At 71.2% G+C, this 21,237-nt stretch carries 19 protein-coding genes and 1 pseudogene; 18 read left to right on the top strand and 2 right to left on the bottom strand.

Going from position 1 to position 21,237, the window contains the following annotated elements; genetic code table 11:
- The first annotated feature begins 265 nt into the window (after positions 1-265).
- The 15 genes and pseudogenes from L1885_RS07925 to L1885_RS07855 all read left to right on the top strand — a co-directional run bounded on the left by L1885_RS07925 (position 266) and on the right by L1885_RS07855 (position 15,903).
- Positions 266-1,333: a DeoR/GlpR family DNA-binding transcription regulator gene (locus L1885_RS07925; protein WP_308117289.1), complete on the top strand. Its 1,068-nt coding sequence runs from the start codon at positions 266-268 to the stop codon at positions 1,331-1,333.
- A 250-nt stretch (positions 1,334-1,583) separates the two neighbouring features.
- The gene (locus L1885_RS07920; RefSeq protein ID WP_235796292.1) at positions 1,584-2,609 is read left to right on the top strand and encodes a 2-hydroxyacid dehydrogenase; all 1,026 of its coding nucleotides are present in this window, start codon (positions 1,584-1,586) and stop codon (positions 2,607-2,609) included.
- A gap of 423 nt (positions 2,610-3,032) precedes the next feature.
- Positions 3,033-3,743, top strand: a pseudogene (locus L1885_RS28840) (FGGY family carbohydrate kinase); the annotation flags it as partial.
- A 165-nt stretch (positions 3,744-3,908) separates the two neighbouring features.
- Entirely contained in the window at positions 3,909-5,411 is a 1,503-nt protein-coding gene (gene glyA / locus L1885_RS07910; RefSeq protein ID WP_268983786.1) for a serine hydroxymethyltransferase, read from the top strand.
- A 182-nt stretch (positions 5,412-5,593) separates the two neighbouring features.
- Positions 5,594-6,982, top strand: coding sequence for an MraY family glycosyltransferase (locus tag L1885_RS07905; protein ID WP_235796291.1), 1,389 nt, complete (start codon positions 5,594-5,596; stop codon positions 6,980-6,982).
- Positions 6,983-7,310: 328 nt separating this feature from the next.
- Positions 7,311-7,781, top strand: a complete 471-nt coding sequence (locus tag L1885_RS07900; RefSeq protein WP_235796289.1) for a Cg1360 family ATP-synthase-associated protein — start codon at positions 7,311-7,313, stop codon at positions 7,779-7,781.
- A gap of 321 nt (positions 7,782-8,102) precedes the next feature.
- Complete coding sequence (gene atpB / locus L1885_RS07895; protein ID WP_235796288.1) at positions 8,103-8,909, top strand: F0F1 ATP synthase subunit A; 807 nt, start codon at positions 8,103-8,105, stop codon at positions 8,907-8,909.
- An 85-nt stretch (positions 8,910-8,994) separates the two neighbouring features.
- Positions 8,995-9,240: an ATP synthase F0 subunit C gene (gene atpE, locus L1885_RS07890; protein ID WP_235796287.1), complete on the top strand. Its 246-nt coding sequence runs from the start codon at positions 8,995-8,997 to the stop codon at positions 9,238-9,240.
- Between the two features lie 26 nt (positions 9,241-9,266).
- Positions 9,267-9,812, top strand: a complete 546-nt coding sequence (locus L1885_RS07885; protein ID WP_235796293.1) for a F0F1 ATP synthase subunit B — start codon at positions 9,267-9,269, stop codon at positions 9,810-9,812.
- Positions 9,809-10,627: a F0F1 ATP synthase subunit delta gene (locus tag L1885_RS07880; RefSeq protein WP_235796286.1), complete on the top strand. Its 819-nt coding sequence runs from the start codon at positions 9,809-9,811 to the stop codon at positions 10,625-10,627. Before L1885_RS07885 ends, L1885_RS07880 begins: the two co-directional genes overlap by 4 nt.
- Before the next feature lie 171 nt (positions 10,628-10,798).
- Positions 10,799-12,391 carry a F0F1 ATP synthase subunit alpha gene (atpA, locus tag L1885_RS07875; protein WP_235796285.1) on the top strand — a complete coding sequence of 531 codons (1,593 nt, stop codon included), beginning with the start codon at positions 10,799-10,801 and terminating at the stop codon, positions 12,389-12,391.
- A 20-nt stretch (positions 12,392-12,411) separates the two neighbouring features.
- Entirely contained in the window at positions 12,412-13,332 is a 921-nt protein-coding gene (locus L1885_RS07870; protein ID WP_235796284.1) for a F0F1 ATP synthase subunit gamma, read from the top strand.
- Positions 13,332-14,774: a F0F1 ATP synthase subunit beta gene (gene atpD, locus L1885_RS07865; RefSeq protein ID WP_235796283.1), complete on the top strand. Its 1,443-nt coding sequence runs from the start codon at positions 13,332-13,334 to the stop codon at positions 14,772-14,774. The genes L1885_RS07870 and atpD overlap by 1 nt, the downstream gene beginning before the upstream one ends.
- Positions 14,775-14,915: 141 nt before the next feature.
- Positions 14,916-15,287 carry a F0F1 ATP synthase subunit epsilon gene (locus L1885_RS07860; protein WP_235796282.1) on the top strand — a complete coding sequence of 124 codons (372 nt, stop codon included), beginning with the start codon at positions 14,916-14,918 and terminating at the stop codon, positions 15,285-15,287.
- 169 nt (positions 15,288-15,456) lie between these two features.
- The gene (locus L1885_RS07855) at positions 15,457-15,903 is read left to right on the top strand and encodes a DUF2550 domain-containing protein (protein WP_235796281.1); all 447 of its coding nucleotides are present in this window, start codon (positions 15,457-15,459) and stop codon (positions 15,901-15,903) included.
- Positions 15,904-16,106: 203 nt separating this feature from the next.
- Here the strand turns inward: L1885_RS07855 and L1885_RS07850 are convergent, their stop codons facing one another.
- Together L1885_RS07850 and L1885_RS07845 are read right to left on the bottom strand one after the other, a co-directional pair.
- Complete coding sequence (locus L1885_RS07850) at positions 16,107-17,972, bottom strand: glycoside hydrolase family 18 chitinase (RefSeq protein ID WP_235796279.1); 1,866 nt, start codon at positions 17,970-17,972, stop codon at positions 16,107-16,109.
- Positions 17,973-18,241: 269 nt separating this feature from the next.
- Positions 18,242-18,814, bottom strand: a complete 573-nt coding sequence (locus L1885_RS07845) for a cob(I)yrinic acid a,c-diamide adenosyltransferase (RefSeq protein WP_235796278.1) — start codon at positions 18,812-18,814, stop codon at positions 18,242-18,244.
- A gap of 143 nt (positions 18,815-18,957) precedes the next feature.
- Between L1885_RS07845 and L1885_RS07840 the strand changes: the two genes are divergently transcribed.
- The 3 genes from L1885_RS07840 (at position 18,958) to L1885_RS07830 (ending at position 21,169) form a co-directional block, all read left to right on the top strand.
- The gene (locus L1885_RS07840; protein WP_235796277.1) at positions 18,958-19,596 is read left to right on the top strand and encodes a TetR/AcrR family transcriptional regulator; all 639 of its coding nucleotides are present in this window, start codon (positions 18,958-18,960) and stop codon (positions 19,594-19,596) included.
- 184 nt (positions 19,597-19,780) lie between these two features.
- Positions 19,781-20,629 (top strand): 3-hydroxyacyl-CoA dehydrogenase family protein, encoded by an 849-nt coding sequence (locus L1885_RS07835; RefSeq protein ID WP_235796276.1) that lies wholly within the window; start codon positions 19,781-19,783, stop codon positions 20,627-20,629.
- Between the two features lie 216 nt (positions 20,630-20,845).
- A complete protein-coding gene (locus tag L1885_RS07830) occupies positions 20,846-21,169 on the top strand; it encodes an STAS domain-containing protein (protein ID WP_235796275.1) in 324 nt (107 codons plus the stop codon).
- The last annotated feature ends 68 nt before the right edge of the window (positions 21,170-21,237 follow it).

The following is a 21,237-nucleotide window of genomic DNA, read 5'->3' as shown; positions in this document are numbered from 1 at the left end:
CGGCGCCCCGCGCCGGTCGTGCCACCGAGGCGGCCCCGGCCCGTCGGCCGGCCGTCCGGCCTCCTGTCGTGCCTCCTGCCGGTTCGCGGGCCGCGCCTCCGGGCCCGTGCGCTGCCGCGCCTGCCGAGGACGTCGTTTGACGGCGCGTCGGGCCCGCACGTGCCGTCAGATCGCGCCTCGGCCACTTCAGCGCCGCATCACCATAGATTAATGTGAGTTCCCCAGAATCTGATGTGAGCCGGGACATCGGTCAGGAGTCGCCCCCATGGCGCAGCGCACCGCTCAGGGCAGGGACCACGGCCGCGACCCGGGCCGGCGCCGGCGCGAACTCGCCGAGCACGTCCTGAACGCCGGACCGGTGCCCGCCGCCGAACTGGCCGTCCGCTTCGGCGTGAGCCTCATGACGGTCTACCGGGACATCGAGGAACTGGAGGGCGAGGGCGTCCTGCGCAAGACGCGCGGCGGGGTGACCGCGCAGCCGTCGGGCGTCTTCGAGTCGAACGTCGCGTACCGCAGGAAGTCGATGCGCGCCGAGAAGGCGGCGCTCGCGGCGCATGCCCTCGCACTCGTGGAACCGGGCATGTCGGTGATGCTGGACGACTCGACGACGGTGCTCGAACTGGCCAGGCTGCTGCCCGCGGTCGAGCCGCTCACCATCGCCACCAACTTCCTCGAGGCGCTGAACCTGCTGTCCGGCCGGCGCGGCCTGCGGCTGCTCGGGCTGGGCGGCGAGTACGACCCGCTGCACGACTCGTTCCTCGGTCCCGGCTGCGAGGACGCGGTGCGCGCGCTGCGGGTCGACGTGTGCTTCGTCTCCACGTCGTCGGTGACGGGCGGCTTCGCGTACCACCAGGAGCAGCGCATCGTGGCGGTCAAACGGGCCATGATCGAGTCGGCCGGCCGGTCCGTCCTCCTGGTCGACCACACGAAGCTGTCCCGCCGAGCGCTCCACCGGCTCGCGCCCCTCGACGCGTTCGACCTGGTCGTCGTGGACGGCCGGGCACCGGCGGAGGCCCTGAGGGCGCTGGCGGCCCTCGGGATCCCGTACGAGGTGGCGCCGGTCCTGCCGACGACGCCGCCGGGGCAGGCCGCACCCGAGGGGCCGCCGGGAGCCGCGATGCCGCAGGTGCCCGTGAGGGGAAGGACCCCCGGGACGGCCGCGAGGGGCGCGATACCGGAGGTGCCTGCGACGGTCGCGGTGTCGGAGTCCCCTTCCGACGAAGCCCTGCTCGCTGAGGCCCCTCCCTCCGCCGGGGCCCCGTCCGACGAGGTCCGGGCCCGGCCGGCGGCGGGACGCCCGGTGCCCGCCCCGCGCACACCGCCGGCAACCTGAAACGGGCCGCCGCCTCCGGCCTCCCCCCATCCTCCGTCTCCTCCCCGACCGACACTTCTCCCCCTGCCCCTCCCCTCCCGCCGCCCCCGCCCCCTCTCCCGTCTCCGTCCCGGCGTTTCCGGCCTTTCGCTCTCCGTCCCTCTCCCACTCCCACCCCCTCTCCCACTCCCACCCCCTCTCCCTCTCCCGCTCGCACTCCTGTCCCGTACTCCGCCCGCCGCGCCCCACGCACCCCAAGGAGCCCCGTCCGATGAAGATCCTGGCCGCCGGCGACCACTTCGTGGCCCCCGGCCTGTTCGAGCGCGAACTGAACGCCGTTCTCGGCGACGACCACGGACACACCGTCACCCCGCTGACGCTGCCCTGGCCGCTGACGCCCTTCGGGCCGGTGTCCGAGGTGGACGAGGCGTCCGGCGACGAGAGCACCATGATCGAGGCCCTCCGGGACGCGGAGATCTGCCTGACGCAGATGGGACCCGTCACCGAGAAGGTCCTGGAGGCCGCCCCGGGACTGCGGCTTGTCGTCGTCGGCCGCGGCGGGCCCGTCAACGTGAACCTGAGGGCGGCCGAGGAGCGCGGCGTGCAGGTGTGCAACACACCCGGACGCAATGCCGCCGCGACCGCCGAGTACACCGTCGCGATGATGCTGGCCGCGATGCGCCGCATCCCCGAGACGTCCGCCGCCCTCGCCTCCGGGCGCTGGGCGGGCGAGTTCTACACGTACGAGAACTGCGGGCCGGGCCTCGACGGCGCGACCGTCGGGCTGGTGGGATGCGGCGCGGTCGGCAGCCGCGTCGCACGCGCCCTGAGCGCGTTCGGCGCGCGGGTGCTGGTCTACGACCCGTACGCGGACGACGCGGTGCTGCGCGAGTCGGGCGCCGCGCCCGTCGGGGACCTGGACGAACTGCTGCGGTCGAGCGACGTCGTCTCGCTGCACGCCCGCCTCACCGCCGAGACCCGCGGGCTGCTCGGGGCGCGGGAGCTGGCGCTGCTGCCGGAGGGCGCGGTCGTCGTGAACTGCGCGCGTGGCGCCCTGCTGGACGAGGACGCCCTGTGCGAGGGCCTCGAGTCGGGGCGGCTCGCCGGCGCGGCGCTGGACGTGTTCGCGGTCGAACCGCCGCCGGCGGACAGCCGGTTGCGCAAGGCGCCGCGTCTCGTGATGACGCCCCACCTCGCGGGGGCCAACACGGCCGTGGCGCACAACGCGGCACGGATCGCCGCCGCGGAGGCGGGCCGCTACCTGCGCGGGGAGCCGCTGGCGCACCGCGTCGTCTGACGTCCCGCGCTTGCCGATGCGACGTCCGGCGCCGGGCGCTTGCCGGTGTGACGTCCGGCGTCCGACCACACTCCAGGTGCGGTGCGCGGCCCGCCGGATCTGCGCGGAAGGCGGCGCACCTCCCCGGCAACCGGGTGTCAAGAAGTGTCCAGGTGCCCAGGTGCCCAGGTGCCCAGGTGCCCAGGTGTCCAGGCGACCGGATGTCCGGACGGCCGGGTGTCCGGACGGTCGGGTGTCCGGACGTGGTGCCCGGTGCCGGTGGTCCCAGCGGGTGCGGTGGACTCGGAGCGCCGCATCCGCTCGGGCGGGCGCGGCGAGCCGCCGGCCGCCCGCGCCGTCCGAGAGCCGAGAATCTGCCCCTCAGGCGCCCGCCCTTCCGGGCCGGGTGCGAGGGGCGCCCCGCAGGGCTGAGAGGAGTGCACTGTGTGTGCGGTGTTCGTCGGGCTTGACATGGGAACGTCGGTTGCCAAGGCGGTGGCCTTCGCCGAGGACGGCACGGCGCTGCGCGTCGAATCGCTGCCGGTCTCGCTGGGCGGCAGCGGGGAACGGGTGGAACAGGACGTCGAGGAGGTCGTACGCGCCGCGGTCCGCGTGATCGACGCGGTCTGCGACGGCGGCCTGCCCGACCTGGTCGCGATCACCGGGCAGGGCGACGGGCTGTGGCTGGTGGACGAGGCGGGACGGCCCGTACGCCCCGCCCTGTCGTGGATGGACGGGCGGGCGGGCGCGCTGGTCGCCGACTGGATGGACGACGGCACGGCGCTGCGGCTGTTCCGCCACACCGGCAACGTCCTGTTCCCCGGCTCGCCCGGCGCCCTGCTCGCCTGGCTCGACCGCAACGAGCCCGAGTCGCTCGACGCCGCCGCGACGGCCGCCTGCTGCAAGGACATCCTGCATCTGCGGCTGACCGGCGAGCGGGCCACGGACCTGTCGGACGCGTCGGTCCCGTTCCTCGACCCGACCTCGCGCACGTACTCGCCGCAGGTGCTCGAAGCGCTCGGCATCGAGCACCGGGCCGATCTGCTGCCGCCCGTGCGCACGCCTGTCCCCTTCGGGACGGCGCTCGGCGGCCGCCGGGGCTCCGGACTGTCCGCTGGCACGCCCGTGAGCTCGGGGCCGTACGACCTGCCCGCCTGCGCGCTCGGCGCGGGCATCACCGAGCCCGGCGACGGGCTGCTCATCATCGGCACCACCCTGGCCTGCGAGGTCGTCGCGGAACAGGTGGCGCGCGACGGCGATCCGGTCGGGTTCCACCTGGCCACCGACCGCGCCGACCGGCAACTGCGGGCGCTGCCCGCCATGACCGGGACCGTCGCGCTCGACTGGGTGCTCCGCATCACCGGCACCCGGCACGACCAGGTGTCCGGGATGCTGGAGGAGACCCCGCGCGGCGCCCGGGGGGTGCGGGCGCTGCCGTACCTCTCGCCGTCCGGTGAACGCGTCCCGTTCGTGGACCCGCGCGCCCGCGCCGAGTTCACCGGCCTCGACCTGCGTGCCTCACGCGCCGAACTCGTCCGCGGCATGTGCGAGGCCGTCGCCTTCGCGGCCCGGCACTGCCTGGAGGCGGCGGGACTCAGCGGCGAACTCGGGGTGTGCGGCGGCGGGGCGCGCAGCCTGCCCTGGCTCCAGGTGTTCGCGGACGTCCTCGGGCGGCCCCTCAAGGTCGCGCGCGGCCCCGAACCCGGCGCACGCGGCGCCGTGCTGGCCGCGCTCGGCTCGTCGCTCGCGAACAAGTACGCGGAGGGCTATCCGGGCGCCCGCCACCACGGCGGCTGCGAGATGGCCGACGCCGCGGAGCGGATCGCGATCGACCGGGCCCGCGAGCTGTTCGGCGCGGAGCACGCGAACGTCCAGCCGCACTCCGGCTCCTCGGCCGTCCTCGCGGCGTACGCGGCCCTGCTGCGCCCCGGGGACACCGTGCTGGCCCTGGGGCTCCCGTACGGGGGGCACCTCACCCACGGGGCCCCGGTGAACTTCTCCGGACGCTGGTTCGACTTCGTCGGCTACGGCGTCGACCCCGCCACCGGGCTCATCGACTACGACCAGGTCCGCACGCTGGCCCGCACCCGTATGCCGAAGGCGATCGTGTGCGGCTCCATCGCCCACCCCCGGCACATGGACCACGCCGCGTTCCGGGAGATCGCCGACGACGTCGGCGCGTACCTGATCGCGGACGAGGCCCATCCGATGGGCCTGGTGGCGGGCGGCGCGGCGCCGAACCCGGTGCCGTACGCGGACCTCGTGTGCGCCACCACCCACAAGGTGCTGCGGGGGCCGCGCGGCGGCATGATCCTGTGCGGCGGGGAGCTGGCGGAGCGGGTGGACCGCGCGGTGTTCCCCTTCAGCCAGGGCGGCGCGCAGATGCACGTCATCGCTGCGAAGGCGGTCGCGTTCGGGGAGGCCGCGACGCCCGCGTTCGCCGCGTACGCCCGGCAGGTCGTCGACAACGCCCGCGTCCTGGCCGGCGCGCTGGCCGCCGAGGGCCTGGACATCACCACGGGCGGCACGGACACCCACCTCATCACCGCCGACCCCGGGCCCCTCGGCATGGACGGCAGGGCCGCCCGCGGCCGGCTGGGCGCCGCCGGGATCGTCCTGGACACCTGCGGGCTCGCGCCGGGCGCGCGGCGCGGCATGCGCCTGGGCACGGCCGCAGTGACCACCCAGGGCATGGGCGAGGAGCAGATGCGCCGGATCGCCGGGCTGCTCGGCCGGGCGCTGACCGGCGGCGAACGGCAGGTCGCCGCGGTGCGGGGGGAAGTGCGCGATCTTGCACACGGGTTCCCGCCCTATACTGCGTAACCTCCCGCGCCCCCAGGGCGCGGCGGCCCCGGGGCCGGTACGGATCCCCGCCCCCGGCACCCGTGCAACCGCCGCCACCGCCAGGATGTCCTTGGCTGTGGGGGCCGCCGTGCGACGACGCGGTATCCGGCGCCGACCGCGGCGAGGGCTAGGGTGTGGGGCTGAGATGGCCAGCGATTCCTGTGGGGCAGCCTGTGCGTGATTACCTGCTGACGCTCTGTGTGACGGCTGCGGTGACCTACCTGCTGACCGGCCCGGTGCGGAAGTTCGCCGTGGCCGTCGGCGCGATGACCGCGATCCGCTCGCGTGACGTGCACCGCGAGCCCACACCGAGGCTCGGCGGCGTGGCCATGTTCATCGGCCTGTGCGCGGGGCTGCTGGTCGCGGACAACCTGCACAACCTCAACGGGGTCTTCGCCCAGTCCAACGAACCGCGCGCCCTGCTGTCCGGGGCCGCGCTGATCTGGCTGATCGGCGTCCTCGACGACAAGTTCGAGATCGACGCCCTGATCAAGCTGGGCGCGCAGATGATCGCCGCGGGCGTCATGGTCATGCAGGGCCTCACCATCCTGTGGCTCCCGGTCCCCGGCGTGGGCACCGTCTCGCTGACCCAGTGGCAGTCCACCCTGCTGACCGTCGCCGTCGTCGTGATCACCATCAACGCGGTGAACTTCGTGGACGGCCTCGACGGCCTCGCCGCGGGCGTCGTGTGCATCGCGGCGGCCGCGTTCTTCCTGCACGCCTACCACCTCTGGTACGGGTACGGGATCGAGGCGGCCGCGCCCGCGACGCTGTTCGCCGCGATCCTGATGGGCATGTGCCTGGGCTTCCTGCCGCACAACATGTCCCCGGCGCGGATCTTCATGGGCGACTCTGGCTCGATGCTGATCGGGCTCGTCCTCGCCGCGGGCCCCATCTCGGTGACGGGACAGGTCGACCCGGACACCCTGAAGCTGTTCGAGGGCGGCACCCGGGGCGCGACCCACGCGGCGCTGCCGGTCTTCATCCCGCTGCTGCTACCGCTGACGATCATCGCGATCCCGCTCGCCGACCTGCTGCTCGCCGTGGTGCGCCGGGCGTGGAACGGCCAGTCGCCGTTCGCGGCCGACCGCGGCCACCTGCACCACCGGCTGCTGGACATCGGGCACTCCAAGACCCGCGCGGTGCTGATCATGTACTTCTGGTCCGCGCTGATCGCGTTCGGTGTCGTCCTCTACTCGGTCATGTACTCGACGCAGGGCTCGAACTGGGTGCTGCCCGTCCTGGTCGGGCTGAGCGCGGTGGGCCTCGTCCTCCTGCTCCTGCCGCGGTTCAAGCCGCGAGCCCCGCGGTGGGCCGAGTCCTTCGTGCCGCCCCGCTACCGCCGCCGGCGCCGCAGGGGGCACGGTGAGGAGGCGGAAGCCGGCGGCGGGGCCGAAGAGGCGGCGGGCGGCCTCCCCTTCGCCGAGGGCGGCGCGGACGCCGGCGCGGGCCCGGAGGCGGCCGCGGTGCCGGCGGGCGTCAACGGGGCGACCGCCCTGGGCGCCCGGTCGCGGTTCACCGATCGCGGGAAAGCCGGATCGGCTCGTTGACTTCCACAGGTACAGACAGGGTCAATTCGGGTAATGCGGTGCATTACCACGCCACCCTGTGTCGTGTCCTGCACACGCGAGCGGATTAACCCTCACGTGTGACCGTTAGCACACTGAAGAGGTAAAGACCTCATCAAATAGTTTGTGATACCGTTCACTACCAGGTGAGGGACTCCGAAAGGCCTTGGCAGGACTGGCCCTTCAGCCGGGGTGCACCCGAGGCGCGGCAGTGCCGGGGAGCTAACCTCTGTTCGACGTCGGAGAGTCGGCGCATCACAGTCCTCCGCCCTCTGCACACCCACCCCCAAGTCCCGCTGGAGCTGTCCTCATGCAGTCCAACGACGCCCGGATTCTCCGGGGTTCGGCGATCATCGCCGCCCCTGTGGGAGTCGTAGCCACCGTTGTGAGCGCGATCGTCGCCGGTGAGAAGGGCCTGATCGGCGGACTTGTCGCGCTTGCCGTCGTCGCCGTCTTCTTCGGCCTCGGCACCGCCGCCCTCATGCGCTTGACCCGGGACACCCCGCAGGTCGCCATGACGGCGGGACTCCTCGTGTACACGGTGCAGATCCTGCTCATCGGCGTCTTCATCGTCGTCTTCAAGAACACAACGCTCTTCAACGGGCGCGCGTTCGCATTGACGCTGCTGGTGGCCGCGCTGTCGTGGGTGGGCGGACAGGTCAAGCAGAGCCTGACCTCCAAGATGCTCTACGTGGACCCCGAAGCGACGTTCCCCGCCAAGTCCGGTGCCGGCAAGGGGGCCGGACGCGCCTCGAAGGCGAAGTCCTACGATGCGGCGTAAGGGTGGCGTGAAGAGGCCTGATCGCGATCTGCTATCGTCCAAAATCGCTTCCGGCTGCGGGGGCCGTTCCCTGCCCACGGGCGGAACGGAACACACTCCTGGCAGCCTGCGGCAGCCGCTCTTTGACAAGTCTGACGAGTCTGACGGGGCCGGCGGCTGTGGCGACAGCGAGGCGTCGGGTCTGCCCGGTCCTCGGCCGATACCCCGAGTGGATCGCGGCGGCACCGCCACACCACATTCCCAGTGCCGAACCGCGGCTCCACCGGCCGCGCTGACACGCAAGGTTGCCGTTTCTCATGCATCACGACGAAGGAGTCACGGGTGAGTGCCCACACGCTGCTCGCTGAGAGCGGATGCCACCTCTTCACGGGTTGTGGCTTCCCCGCGCCGGGCCTCGACGCGTTCGACTTCAAGCCCTTCCTCACGATCGGCGGCGTGAGCTTCACCAAGCCGATGCTCCTGGCGGTCATCTGCATGGTGATCGTGATCGGTTTCTTCTGGCTCGCCTTCCGCAAGCCGAAGTTGGTGCCGGGCAAGCTGCAGCTGATCGGTGAGATCGGCTACAACTTCATCGCACGCAGCATCGCCCGCGAAGTGATCGGCAAGGAGGGCTCCAAGTACGTGCCCTTCCTGGCGTCGATCTTCTTCTTCGTCTGGATCATGAACATCATGTCGGTGATCCCACTGGCACAGTTCCCGTCCGCGTCGCGGTTCGCGTACCCCGTCGTGCTCGCGGTCTGCGTCTGGGTCACGTACATCTTCCTGACGTTCAAGAAGCACGGGTTCAAGGGCGGTGTGAAGAACCTCGTGTGGATCGAGGGACTGCCCAAGCCCCTCGTGCCGCTCATCGTGCTTCTCGAGTTCATCCAGAACGTCATCACGCGCCCGTTCACGCTCGCGGTACGACTGTGGGCCAACATGTTCGCCGGGCACATGCTGATCCTCGTCTTCAGCATCGCCAGCTGGTACCTGCTCACCCCGTCGATCATGTCGGCGGTCGCGGCCGGATCCTTCGTCCTGGCAGCGGGCATGACGGCCTTCGAGGTGCTGATCCAGTTCCTCCAGGCCTATATCTTCACCCTGCTCACCTCGATCTACATCAGTGGAGCGATCGAAGAGGGTCACTGACCCCGACGATCAACTGCACTGCCTCCCACCCGACTTCCGCCGGGAAGCCTCCCGGGGATCCACATCACTTAAGGAAGACAGGAAGATGTCTGCCGAGCTTGTCAATCTCGCCGCCAGCAACGTCACGGGCAGCCTGGGCGCCGTCGCGTACGGTCTCGCCGCCATCGGCCCCGGTGTCGGTATCGGTGTCGTCTTCGGTCACTCGATCGAGGCCATGGCCCGCCAGCCCGAGGCCATGCCGGTCATCCGGACCAACATGTTCCTGGGCTTCGCCCTCTGTGAGGTGCTGGCCCTCCTCGGTCTGGTCGCCCCCTTCATCTTCGGCAAGTAACCGGACCGACGAAAGGTTCAGACATGATGACCTTCCTGGCCGCTGAGGGGGCGCAGAACCCGCTCATCCCGGACACGACGGAACTCGTCGTGGGCATCCTCTGCTTCCTGATCGTCTTCGGTCTCCTCGGGAAGAAGCTGCTGCCGAACATCCAGAAGACGCTCGAGGAGCGGCACGACGCGATCGAGGGCGGCCTGGAGCGTGCGGCTGAGGCGCAGGCCGAGGCCAACCAGACCCTTGAGCAGTACAAGGCACAGCTCGCCGAGGCCAGGCACGAGGCCGCGCGTCTCCGCCAGGAGGCGACCGAGCAGGGTGCCACGATCATCCAGCAGATGCGGGAAGAGGGTCAGCGGCAGCGCGAGGAGATCGTCGCCGCCGGTCACACGCAGATCGAGGCCGACCGCAAGGCCGCCGCGGTCGCGCTGCGCCAGGACGTGGGCAAGCTCGCCACCGAGCTGGCCGGCAAGCTCGTCGGCGAGTCCCTGGAGGACCACGCCCGGCAGAGCCGGACCATCGACCGCTTCCTCGACCAGCTGGAGAACAACGCCGCGAACGCGGAGGCCACGCGATGAACGGCGCGAGCCGTGAGGCGCTGTCCGCAGCGCGCGAGCGCCTCGACGCGCTGACCGACAACGCGTCGGTCGACGCGGCGGGCCTCGCCGAGGACCTCGCCTCCGTCACGTCGCTGCTCGACCGGGAAGTGTCGCTGAGGCGCGTCCTGACCGACCCGGTCCAGGGCGAGGAGGCCAAGGCGGAGCTCGCCGGGCGCCTGCTGAACGGCCAGGTCCAGGGCAGCGCCGTCGACCTTGTCTCCGGCATGGTCCGGTCGCGCTGGTCGCAGTCCCGCGACCTGGTCGACGCCCTGGAGGAGCTGGCCGCCACGGCCGACCTCACCGCGGCGCAGCGCACCGGCCGCCTGGACAACGTCGAGGACGAGCTGTTCCGGTTCGGCCGCATCGTCGAGTCCGAGCCCGGCCTGCGCGCCGCGCTCACCGACAGGACGGCGCCGGCCTCCGCCAAGGCCACGCTCCTGACCAGCCTCCTCGGCTCCCGTGCCGAGGCGGTCACCGAGCGTCTCGTCGTCCGTCTCGTGACCCGGCCGCGTGGCCGTAGCCTGGAAGACGGGCTCAGGTCCCTGTCCGGACTCGCGGCGGCACGCCGTGACCGGATGGTCGCCGTGGTCACCTCGGCGGTCCCGCTCACGGACGCCCAGCAGCGACGCCTCGGCGCCGCACTGGCCAGGACGTACGGGCGGGAAATGCACCTGAACCTCGACGTGGACCCCGAGGTCCTCGGCGGGATCTCGGTCCGCATCGGTGACGAGGTCATCGACGGCTCGATCCGGGAGCGTCTCGACGAGGCGAACCGGCAGCTCGGCGGTCGCTGACGGCGGCACGGCCGGCGGCGCAGGCCACCGGCCGCGAAACAACAGCAGTACGCAGGGACACAGCACGACATGCGGCCCGGTTGGGCCGTGCAGCAACTGCAGAAGATTCCTGGGGGTCGCCCCCAGACCCCAAAGAAACTTCGGGCCCAACAAGGAGAGCAGGGAACCCAGATGGCGGAGCTCACGATCCGGCCGGAGGAGATCCGGGACGCGCTGGAGAACTTTGTCCAGTCGTACCAGCCGGACGCGGCCTCGCGCGAGGAGGTCGGTACGGTCAGCGTGGCCGGCGACGGCATCGCCCGGGTGGAGGGACTGCCCTCCGCCATGGCGAACGAGCTGCTGAAGTTCGAGGACGGCACCCTCGGCCTCGCCCTCAACCTCGAGGAGCGCGAGATCGGCGCGATCGTCCTCGGCGAGTACGAGGGCATCGAGGAGGGGCAGCCCGTCACCCGCACCGGAGAGGTCCTCTCCGTGGCGGTCGGCGACGGTTACCTCGGCCGTGTGGTCGACCCCCTCGGCGCCCCGATCGACGGCCTCGGCGACATCGAGACCGAGGGACGGCGCGCCCTGGAGCTGCAGGCTCCCGGCGTCATGGTCCGCAAGTCGGTGCACGAGCCGATGCAGACCGGCTACAAGGCCGTCGACTCGATGGTCCCGATCGGCCGTGGCCAGCGTCAGCTGATCATCGGCGACCGCGGCACCGGCAAGACGGCGCTCGCCGTCGACACGATCATCAACCAGCGCGACAACTGGCGCTCGGGCGACGTGAACAAGCAGGTCCGCTGCATCTACGTCGCCATCGGCCAGAAGGGCTCCACCATCGCGTCCGTGCGCGGTGCCCTGGAGGAGTCCGGCGCGCTCGAGTACACGACGATCGTCGCCGCCCCCGCGTCCGACCCGGCCGGCTTCAAGTACCTCGCCCCGTACACGGGCTCGGCCATCGGCCAGCACTGGATGTACCAGGGCAAGCACGTCCTGATCATCTTCGACGACCTCTCGAAGCAGGCCGACGCCTACCGCGCCGTGTCCCTGCTGCTGCGCCGCCCGCCGGGCCGCGAGGCCTACCCGGGCGACGTCTTCTACCTGCACTCCCGCCTGCTGGAGCGCTGCGCGAAGCTCTCCGACGACATGGGCGCGGGCTCGATGACCGGTCTGCCGATCGTCGAGACGAAGGCCAACGACGTCTCGGCGTTCATCCCGACCAACGTCATCTCCATCACCGACGGCCAGTGCTTCCTGGAGTCCGACCTGTTCAACGCCGGCCAGCGGCCCGCGCTGAACGTCGGCATCTCGGTCTCCCGCGTCGGTGGCTCGGCCCAGCACAAGGCCATGCGGCAGGTCTCCGGCCGTCTGCGCGTCGACCTCGCCCAGTACCGTGAGCTGGAGGCGTTCGCGTCCTTCGGTTCCGACCTGGACGCGGCGTCCAAGCAGCAGATGGAGCGCGGCAAGCGCATGGTCGAGCTGCTGAAGCAGGCCCAGTACAAGCCGATGCCCGTCGAGGAGCAGGTCGTCTCGATCTGGTCCGGCACCAACGGCAAGCTGGACGACGTTCCGGTCGAGGACATCCGTCGCTTCGAGGCGGAGCTTCACGAGCACCTGCGCCGCGAGCGCAAGGAGCTGCTGACCAGCATCGCCGAGGGCGCGAAGATGTCCGACGACACCACCACCGCCATCGGTGACGCCGTCGACGCCTTCAAGCGGCAGTTCGAGACCTCGGACGGCAAGCTGCTGGGCGCGGACGCCCCGGCCGACGCGGCCAAGTGACGACGGAAGGGACCTGACTCATGGGAGCGCAGCTCCGGGTCTACAAGCGTCGCATCAAATCCGTCACCGCGACCAAGAAGATCACCAAGGCGATGGAGATGATCGCGGCCTCGCGGATCATCAAGGCTCAGCGCCAGGTGACGGCCTCCACGCCGTACGCGACGGAGCTGACGCGCGCCGTCACCGCCGTCGCGACGGGGTCGAACACCAAGCACCCGCTGACGACGGAGGCGGCGTCGCCGACCCGTGCCGCGCTGCTGCTCGTCACCAGCGACCGGGGTCTGGCGGGCGGCTACTCCTCCAACGTCATCAAGGCGGCCGAGCGGCTCACCGAGCGGCTCCGCGGTGAGGGCAAGGAGGTCGACGTCTACATCGTCGGCCGCAAGGGCGTCGCGTACTACGGCTTCCGCGAGCGCAAGGTCGTGGAGTCGTGGGGCGGTTTCACCGACAACCCCACCTACGCGGACGCCAAGGCGGTCGCGGCCCCGCTGATCGCGTCGGTCCAGCAGGACACGGCCGAGGGCGGTGTCGACGAACTCCACATCGTCTTCACCGAGTTCGAGTCGATGCTGACGCAGACCCCCGTCGCGAACCGGCTGCTGCCGCTGCGCCTGGAGGAGGACCCGTCCGCGGAAGCGGTCGGGAAGCCCGAGGCGCTGCCGCTGTTCGAGTTCGAGCCGTCGGCCGAGGGCGTCCTGGACGCCCTGCTGCCGCGCTACGTGGAGAGCCGCATCTACAACGCGCTTCTCCAGGCCGCGGCCTCCAAGCACGCGGCCACGCGGCGTGCGATGAAGGCGGCGACCGACAACGCCGGCGAGCTGATCAAATCGCTCGGACGGCTTGCCAACGCGGCCCGACAGGCCGAAATCACCCAGGAAATCAGCGAGATCGTCGGTGGCTCCAGTGCCCTGGCCGACGCGAACGCGGGGAGTGAAAAGTAATGACGACCACAGCTGAGGCGCCGACCACCACGGGCCGCGTCGCCCGGGTCATCGGCCCGGTCGTCGACGTGGAGTTCCCCGTCGACGCGATGCCGGAGATCTACAACGCTCTCAAGGTCGAGGTCGACGACCCGGCCGAGGCGGGCAAGCGCAAGACGCTGACCCTCGAGGTCGCCCAGCACCTGGGTGACGGCGTGGTCCGCGCGATCTCCATGCAGCCCACCGACGGCCTGGTCCGCCAGGCCCCGGTGACCGACACCGGCGAGGGCATCACCGTGCCCGTCGGCGACGTCACCAAGGGCCGCGTGTTCAACACGCTGGGCGAGGTGCTCAACGACCCGAGCGCCGAGTCGGAGATCACCGAGCGCTGGTCCATCCACCGCAAGGCCCCGAACTTCGACCAGCTCGAGTCGAAGACCGAGATGTTCGAGACCGGCATCAAGGTCATCGACCTGCTGACCCCGTACGTCAAGGGCGGCAAGATCGGCCTGTTCGGCGGCGCCGGCGTGGGCAAGACGGTGCTCATCCAGGAGATGATCTACCGCGTAGCCAACAACCACGACGGTGTGTCGGTGTTCGCGGGCGTCGGTGAGCGCACCCGTGAGGGCAACGACCTCATCGAGGAGATGACCGACTCCGGCGTCATCGACAAGACCGCGCTGGTCTTCGGACAGATGGACGAGCCGCCGGGCACGCGTCTGCGCGTCGCCCTGGCCGGCCTGACCATGGCGGAGTACTTCCGCGATGTGCAGAGCCAGGACGTGCTGTTCTTCATCGACAACATCTTCCGGTTCACGCAGGCCGGTTCCGAGGTCTCCACCCTGCTCGGCCGCATGCCCTCCGCGGTGGGCTACCAGCCGAACCTGGCAGACGAGATGGGCCTCCTCCAGGAGCGCATCACCTCGACGCGCGGTCACTCGATCACCTCGATGCAGGCGATCTACGTGCCCGCCGACGACCTCACCGACCCGGCCCCGGCGACGACGTTCGCGCACCTCGACGCGACGACGACGCTCTCCCGGCCGATCTCGGAGAAGGGCATCTATCCGGCGGTGGACCCGCTGGACTCGACGTCCCGCATCCTGGACCCGCGCTACATCACGCAGGAGCACTACGACACGGCCAGCCGCGTCAAGGCGATCCTGCAGAAGTACAAGGACCTCCAGGACATCATCGCCATCCTCGGCATGGACGAGCTCGGCGAGGACGACAAGCTCACGGTCTACCGTGCCCGCCGCGTCGAGCGCTTCCTGTCGCAGAACACGCACGTCGCCAAGCAGTTCACCGGCGTCGACGGTTCGGACGTGTCCCTCGACGAGTCGATCGCGGCCTTCAACGCGATCTGCGACGGCGAGTACGACCACTTCCCCGAGCAGGCGTTCTTCATGTGCGGTGGCATCGAGGACCTGAAGAAGAACGCGAAGGAGCTCGGCGTCTCCTGACGCTCCGGGCCCCCGTGAGCACCGCGGGCCGGGGCGGCCGGTCGGATTCGGCCGCCCCGCTCCCCGCGCGCTCACGAGCACCCCATAGAATTGACATCGACACCCGGAGAAACCGCCGGGTGCTGACCCGAGGAGCCACCCTTGGCTGATCTGCACGTCGAGCTGGTCGCAGCCGACCGCAACGTGTGGTCCGGCGAGGCCCACCTGGTCGTCGCGCGCACCAGCTCCGGCGACATCGGCATCATGGCCGGCCACCAGCCGGTCCTCGGTGTGCTGGAGTCGGGCCCGGTGACCATTCGTACGAGTGACGGCGGCACGGTCGTCGCCGCGGTGCACGGCGGGTTCCTGTCGTTCGCCGACAACAAGCTTTCGCTGCTCGCCGAGGTCGCCGAGCTCGCGGACGAGATCGACCCCCAGCGCGCCGAGCGTGCGCTGGCCCGTGCGAAGTCGGACGACGACTCTGCCGCCGAGCGGCGTGCCGACGTCCGGATGCGCGCGGTGGCGGCGAAGTAGCGGCCGCACAACTGCTTTACCCTCAGCCGCGGCCCGTTCCGGACTCTCCGGAACGGGCCGCGGCTGAGGCGATGCGGTGGACGAACGGCCGGGCCCGCCCGGTGCGAGCCACCCGACAGGCCCTTGGTTTTGAGGTGCGTGACCGGTTGAGGCGAGGAGGTCGGTACAGATGACCCTCGCTCTGCTTGTCGTGGCACTGGTCGTCGTCCTGGTTGCGTTGGGTCTCTTCGTGTTCGGCCTGCGCCGGCGCCTGATCCAGCGTTCCGGCGGAACATTCGACTGCAGCGTCCGCTGGGACCTGCCGGAGCAGCCCGACCCGTCCGGCAAGGGCTGGGTCTACGGAGTGGCGCGGTACAACGGCGACCGCGTCAACTGGTTCCGCGTCTTCTCCTACGCCCCGCGCCCCCGTCGCTCGCTGGAGCGTTCCGCGATCGAGGTGGTGGCCCGCCGCGCGCCCGAGGGCGAGGAGGAGATGGCCCTCCTGTCCGACGCGGTCGTCCTGACCTGCCGGCACCGGGACGTACGCGTCGAACTCGCGATGAGCGACGACGCCCTCACCGGCTTCCTCGCCTGGCTCGAAGCCGCCCCACCGGGCCAGAGGGTGAACGTGGCCTGATCGGCCCGCCCTCTGGACGGGGGTCCCCCGCTCGGAGAGTGGGGTGGGGGTCCCCCCGCTCGGAGAGTGGGGGAGGGTGAACACCGCCTGATGGCCGCGCCCCCCCCGGGAGCGGTGGAGGGCCGTCCGGCCGCGCGGCCCGACGACGAGAGGGGCGGCACCCGCCGGGTGCCGCCCCTTCGCCGTGGTGGTGCGGTGGTCCGTCAGCCGATGCCGTTGGACAGCGCCGTCACGAGTTCACCGTTGGACGTGTCGCCGCTGAACTCCCAGAAGAACGCGCCTCCCAGGCCCTGCTGCTTCGCCCAGGCCATCTTGGACCCGATGGTCGCGGGGGTGTCGTAGCTCCACCAGTTGGTGCCGCAGTGCGCGTACGCGGTGCCCGCGACGGTGCCGGTGGCCGGGCAGGTGTTCTTGAGGACCTTGTAGTCCTCGATGCCCTGCTCGTAGGTGCCCGGGGCCGGTCCGGTGGCGGTGCCGCCCGGGGCGTCCTGCGTGACGCCGGTCCAGCCGCGGCCGTAGAAGCCGATGCCGAGGAGCAGCTTGGCCGCCGGGACGCCCTGCGCCTTGAAGGCGGCGATGGCGTCGGCGGAGTCGAAGCCCGGCGTGGGGATGCCGCTGTACGACGTGAGCGGCGAGTGCGGGGCCGTCGGGCCCTGCGGGCTGAAGCCGCCGAAGAAGTCGTACGTCATCACGTTGTACCAGTCGAGGTACTGCGCCGCGCCCGCGTAGTCGGTCTTGGTGATCTTGCCGTCGGCGGAGGCGTCGGCCGTGGTGGCGGCCGTGACCAGCGCACTGCTGCCGAACTTGGCGCGCAGCGCCTGCGTCAGGTTCTTGAGCGCCGCGGGCCCGCTGCTGTCGCAGGACAGGCCGCACGCGTTCGGGTACTCCCAGTCGATGTCGATGCCGTCGAAGACGTCGGCCCAGCGGGGGTCCTTGACCAGGTCGTAGCAGGACTGCGCGAACGCGGCCGGGTTCTGCGCGGCCTGGCCGAAGCCGCCGGACCAGGTCCAGCCGCCGAAGGACCACAGGATGCGGATGTTCGGGTACTTCTTCTTGAGCTCGCGCAGCTGGTTGATGTTGCCCGCGACCGGCTGGTCCCACGTGTCGGCGGTGCCGTCGACGCTCTGGTCGGCCGTGAACGTCTTCTGGTAGTCCGCGTACGCGTCGCCGATGGCGCACTTGCCGCCGGTGACGTTGCCGAAGGCGTAGTTGATCGTGTTGATCTTGGCGGCGGAGCCCGAGGTCACGAGGTTCTTGACCTGGTAGTTGCGCTCGTAGGTGCCCCAGTTCGTCAGGTAGCCGAGCTTGACCTTGCCGGAGGTGCCGGGGTTGCCCGGGTCGGTGGTGCCGCCGCCGGTGGTGTGCACCGCGGTGGAGCCGCTGACCGGACCGGTCTGGCCGGCGGTGTCACGCGCCTGGACCGTGTAGGAGTAGTCGGTGCCCGCGGTGAGGCCGCTGTCGGTGTACGTGGTGCCGGTGACGGTGGCGACCTTGGTCCCGTTGCGCAGGACGTCGTAGTTGGTGACGCCCTTGTCGTCGCTCGCGGCGCTCCAGGTCAGCTTGACCGACGTGTCGGTGACGGCCGAGGCGGCGGGGGTGCCGGGTGCGGAGGGCGGGTTGTCGCCCGGCACGGACGTCCCGCCGTCGCACGAGGCGCCGTTGAGGGTGCAGGCGCTGGGGGAGCCCGGCCCGCTGCCGTTGAAACCGAAGCTCACGGAGGCGCCGGGTGCCAGCGTGCCGTTGTAGCTCTTGTTCTTGGCCGTCCAGTGGTTGCCGGAGTTCGTCACGTCGGCGTCCCACGCGGAGGTGACGGCGGTGCCGGTGGGGAAGTCCCACGCGACGGTCCACGAGGACAGGGACGTGGTGCCGGTGTTCTTGACGGTCCACTGGCCGCCGAAACCGGTGCCCCAGTCCTGCGTCTTGGTGAACGTGGCGGTGGCGGAGGCGGCCGCGTGGGCCGGGCTCGCGAGGCCGACCAGGGCCGCGAGCGGCAGGAGGAGGGCGGTGAGTGCGGCGGCGGCCCTGGATCTCAGCCGCGGGCGGAAGGAGAGAAGGGTAGGGCGAAGCATCACGGGTGCTCCTTGGAATGCGTACCGGACAGAACGGGTGGTCCGTGCACTGCGCGTCGCCGTGTCGAGACCCGGCGTGTCCGGTGACAGTAAAGAGGTCTGGACCACTCGTCAATAGGTCCAGACCAAAGTCGGCGCGCTCCGTGCGCCGGGCGGCCCCGCGGCTCCGCCGGCCGCGACCGGGCCGGGCGGCCGCCGGGAACGCCGGCCCCGCAAGCGCTCGCCACCGATGGCGCTCAGGTGTGTCGCGAGAGTGCCCGGGCGGTGGGTCAGCGCTCCCCGCCCGGCACCCACAGCACGTCGCCGACCTCCCGGTTGGCCACCCGCGCCAGCACGAACAGCAGGTCGGACAGCCGGTTGAGGTAGGTGGCCGCCAGCGGGTTCATCGTCTCGCCGTGCGTCTCCATCGCGGCCCAGGTCGAGCGCTCCGCCCGCCGCACGACCGTGCAGGCCTGGTGCAGCAGCGCCGCGCCCGGGGTGCCGCCGGGCAGGATGAAGCTGCGCAGCTTGTCCAGCCCCTCCAGGTAGTGGTCGCAGTCCGCCTCCAGCTTGTCGACGTACGACTGCTCGACGCGCAGCGGCGGGTACGCGGGATCCGGTACGACGGGGGTGGACAGGTCGGCCCCGACGTCGAAGAGGTCGTTCTGCACCCGTGTCAGGACCTTCACGACGTCCCCGGGCAGGTCCCCGAGCGCGATCGCCGTGCCGATGGCGGCGTTGGCCTCGTTGGCGTCGGCGTAGGCGCCGATCCGGGAGTCGGTCTTGGGCGCGCGGCTCATGTCGCCGAGCGCGGTGGTGCCCTTGTCGCCGGTACGGGTGTAGATGCGCGTCAGATGGACCATGTGCCCAGGGTAGACGCGCGGTCCCGGGCGCCCGCCGGCCCTCGGCGGGTGCGAGGTTTTGCGGTGACACCAAAAATGGTGAGCTACCAATATTGAGCACGATGCAGCCATGGCGTGACAGTGCGGGCAGGGAGGATGGGCCCGTGGAAGAAGGGCGCAGGGAGCGCAAGAAGCGGCAAACGAAACAGCAGATCTCGGACATCGCCACCGGGCTGTTCCTTGAGCACGGCTTCGGGACCGTCACCGTCGCGGAGATCGCGGAGCTGGCCGACGTGTCCGTCAACACCGTGTACAACTACTTTCCGGCGAAGGAGGACCTGTTCCTCGACCGCGGCGAGGACGTGGTCGGCCGGCTCTCCCGGTTCGTCCGCGGCCGGGACGTCGGCGAGTCCGCGGCCCGCGCCGTACTGCGCGAGACGCGTGCGGAGGTCGCCGCCGTCTCCCCGCGCGTCGGGCTGGTCGACGGCTACGACCGCTACCTGCGCGTCGTCGAGGGCGCGCCCGCCCTCCAGGCCCGGCTCCGGCGCGTCCAGCAGGAGGCCTGCGAGGACATCGAGCGGACCCTGCGCGAGGAGGCCGGGGCCGCGCCCGGCGACCCCCGGCCCCTGCTGGTGGGCGGTCAGCTCGCGTGGCTCCAGCGCTGCTTGACCGACTTCGTCGCGCGGGAGATGGTGAAGGCCCGTCCCGCGGCGGAGGTTTCGCGCGACGCGCTGGTGCTGCTGGACGACATCGAGGACCTGTGGGGCGAGCAGGTCCTCGCCTACGCGGTGCGCGCGGCCTGACGGGCGCCCCGGCGCCGCCCCGGTGTGACGTCCGTCATCTGAGACGTGACGCGTGTCTCTCCGGCGCCACACGGCCGCCTCGGGCCGCTAACCTCCGCTAAGCGCCGCGTTCGTAAGGGCGCGTTAAAGAGCCGCGCGCCGCCGCAGGCCCGGCTGCTCACCCGAGAGAACCGAGAGGTGTGTCGTGGCCAGGAAGCTCGCCGTCATCGGGGCCGGACTCATGGGGTCCGGCATCGCGCAGGTCTCCGCCCAGGCCGGCTGGGAGGTCGTGCTGCGCGATGTCACCGACGCGGCGCTGACGCGGGGCACCGACACCATCAAGGCCTCCTACGAGCGGTTCACCGCCAAGGGCAAGCTGGACGCGGCCGACGCGGAAGCGGCCCTCGGCCGCATCACCACGACCACCGACCTCGACGCCGTCGCCGACGCCGACCTGGTGGTCGAGGCGGTGTTCGAGCAGTTGGACGTGAAGCACGAGATCTTCCGGGCCCTGGACAAGATCACCGCGCCGGAGACCGTCCTCGCCTCCAACACCTCGGCCATCCCGATCACCAAGATCGCGGCGGCCACCGGGCATCCCGAACGGGTCGTCGGCGCCCACTTCTTCTCGCCGGTGCCGATGATGCAGCTGTGCGAGCTCGTACGCGGCTACAAGACCAGCGACGAGACCCTCGCCACCGTGCGGGAGTTCGCCGAGTCGGTGGGCAAGACCTGCGTGGTCGTCAACCGCGATGTCGCCGGCTTCGTCACCACGCGGCTGATCTCGGCGCTGGTGGTGGAGGCGGTCAAGCTCTACGAGTCGGGCGTCGCCACCGCCGAGGACATCGACCTCGCCTGCAAGCTGGGCTTCGGCCACGCCATGGGCCCGCTCGCGACGGCCGACCTGACGGGCGTCGACATCCTGCTGCACGCCGCCGGCAACATCTACACGGAGTCGCAGGACGAGAAGTTCGCCCCGCCCGAGTTGATGCGCCGGATGGTGGACGCGGGTGACATCGGCCGCAAGAGCGGGCAGGGGTTCTACAAGCACTGACGTTTCGGGCGGACCGCTGGGGGCCGACGACTCTCACCCGATCGGGTGAGAAGCGGTCGGGTTCGATATCGGTTCGCTCACAGGCAACAACGTGTCGCCCCTGCGGGCAGTCAGTTGTTGCATCGGGGCAGACCGCCGGTGGCGGGGCGTCCGACGCCACGGTTCGACGCACGACGCGGGCGCTGCCAGAACACACCGCACTCTCGGGGAGCGCATATGCACATCAGGGGCGACCACGCCGAGCTGGTCGTCGGGGGCCGCCTCGACGTCCGCAGCGCGGCGGACGCCCGTACGGTCCTGCACGCGGCCGTGGACGACGGAGTCGGCGACCTCGTGCTGGACCTGACCGAGCTGGACTCCTGGGACGCCACCGGACTCGGCGTCATCATGGGCGTCCACCGGCGCGCCGGACGGTGCGGGCGCAGACTCGTGCTGCGCGGCGTGCCGCCGCAGATGCAGCGCCTGCTGGTGGCCACGCGGCTGCACCGCATCCTCGCCATCGAGGGCGGCATCGCGGCGGAGTCGCTGCCCCGCGTCTGACGGCCCGCCGGGTTCGGACGCCGGGCGCCCGACGCGCCGCCGGCCGCCCGTCCGCGCTCCGCTTCCGG

The organism is Streptomyces fuscigenes, assembly GCF_021556455.1.
Lineage (GTDB): Bacteria > Actinomycetota > Actinomycetes > Streptomycetales > Streptomycetaceae > Streptomyces > Streptomyces fuscigenes.
The sequence above is the reverse complement of the archived record's forward strand: the minus strand, read 5'-3'. Positions and strand labels throughout refer to the sequence as shown.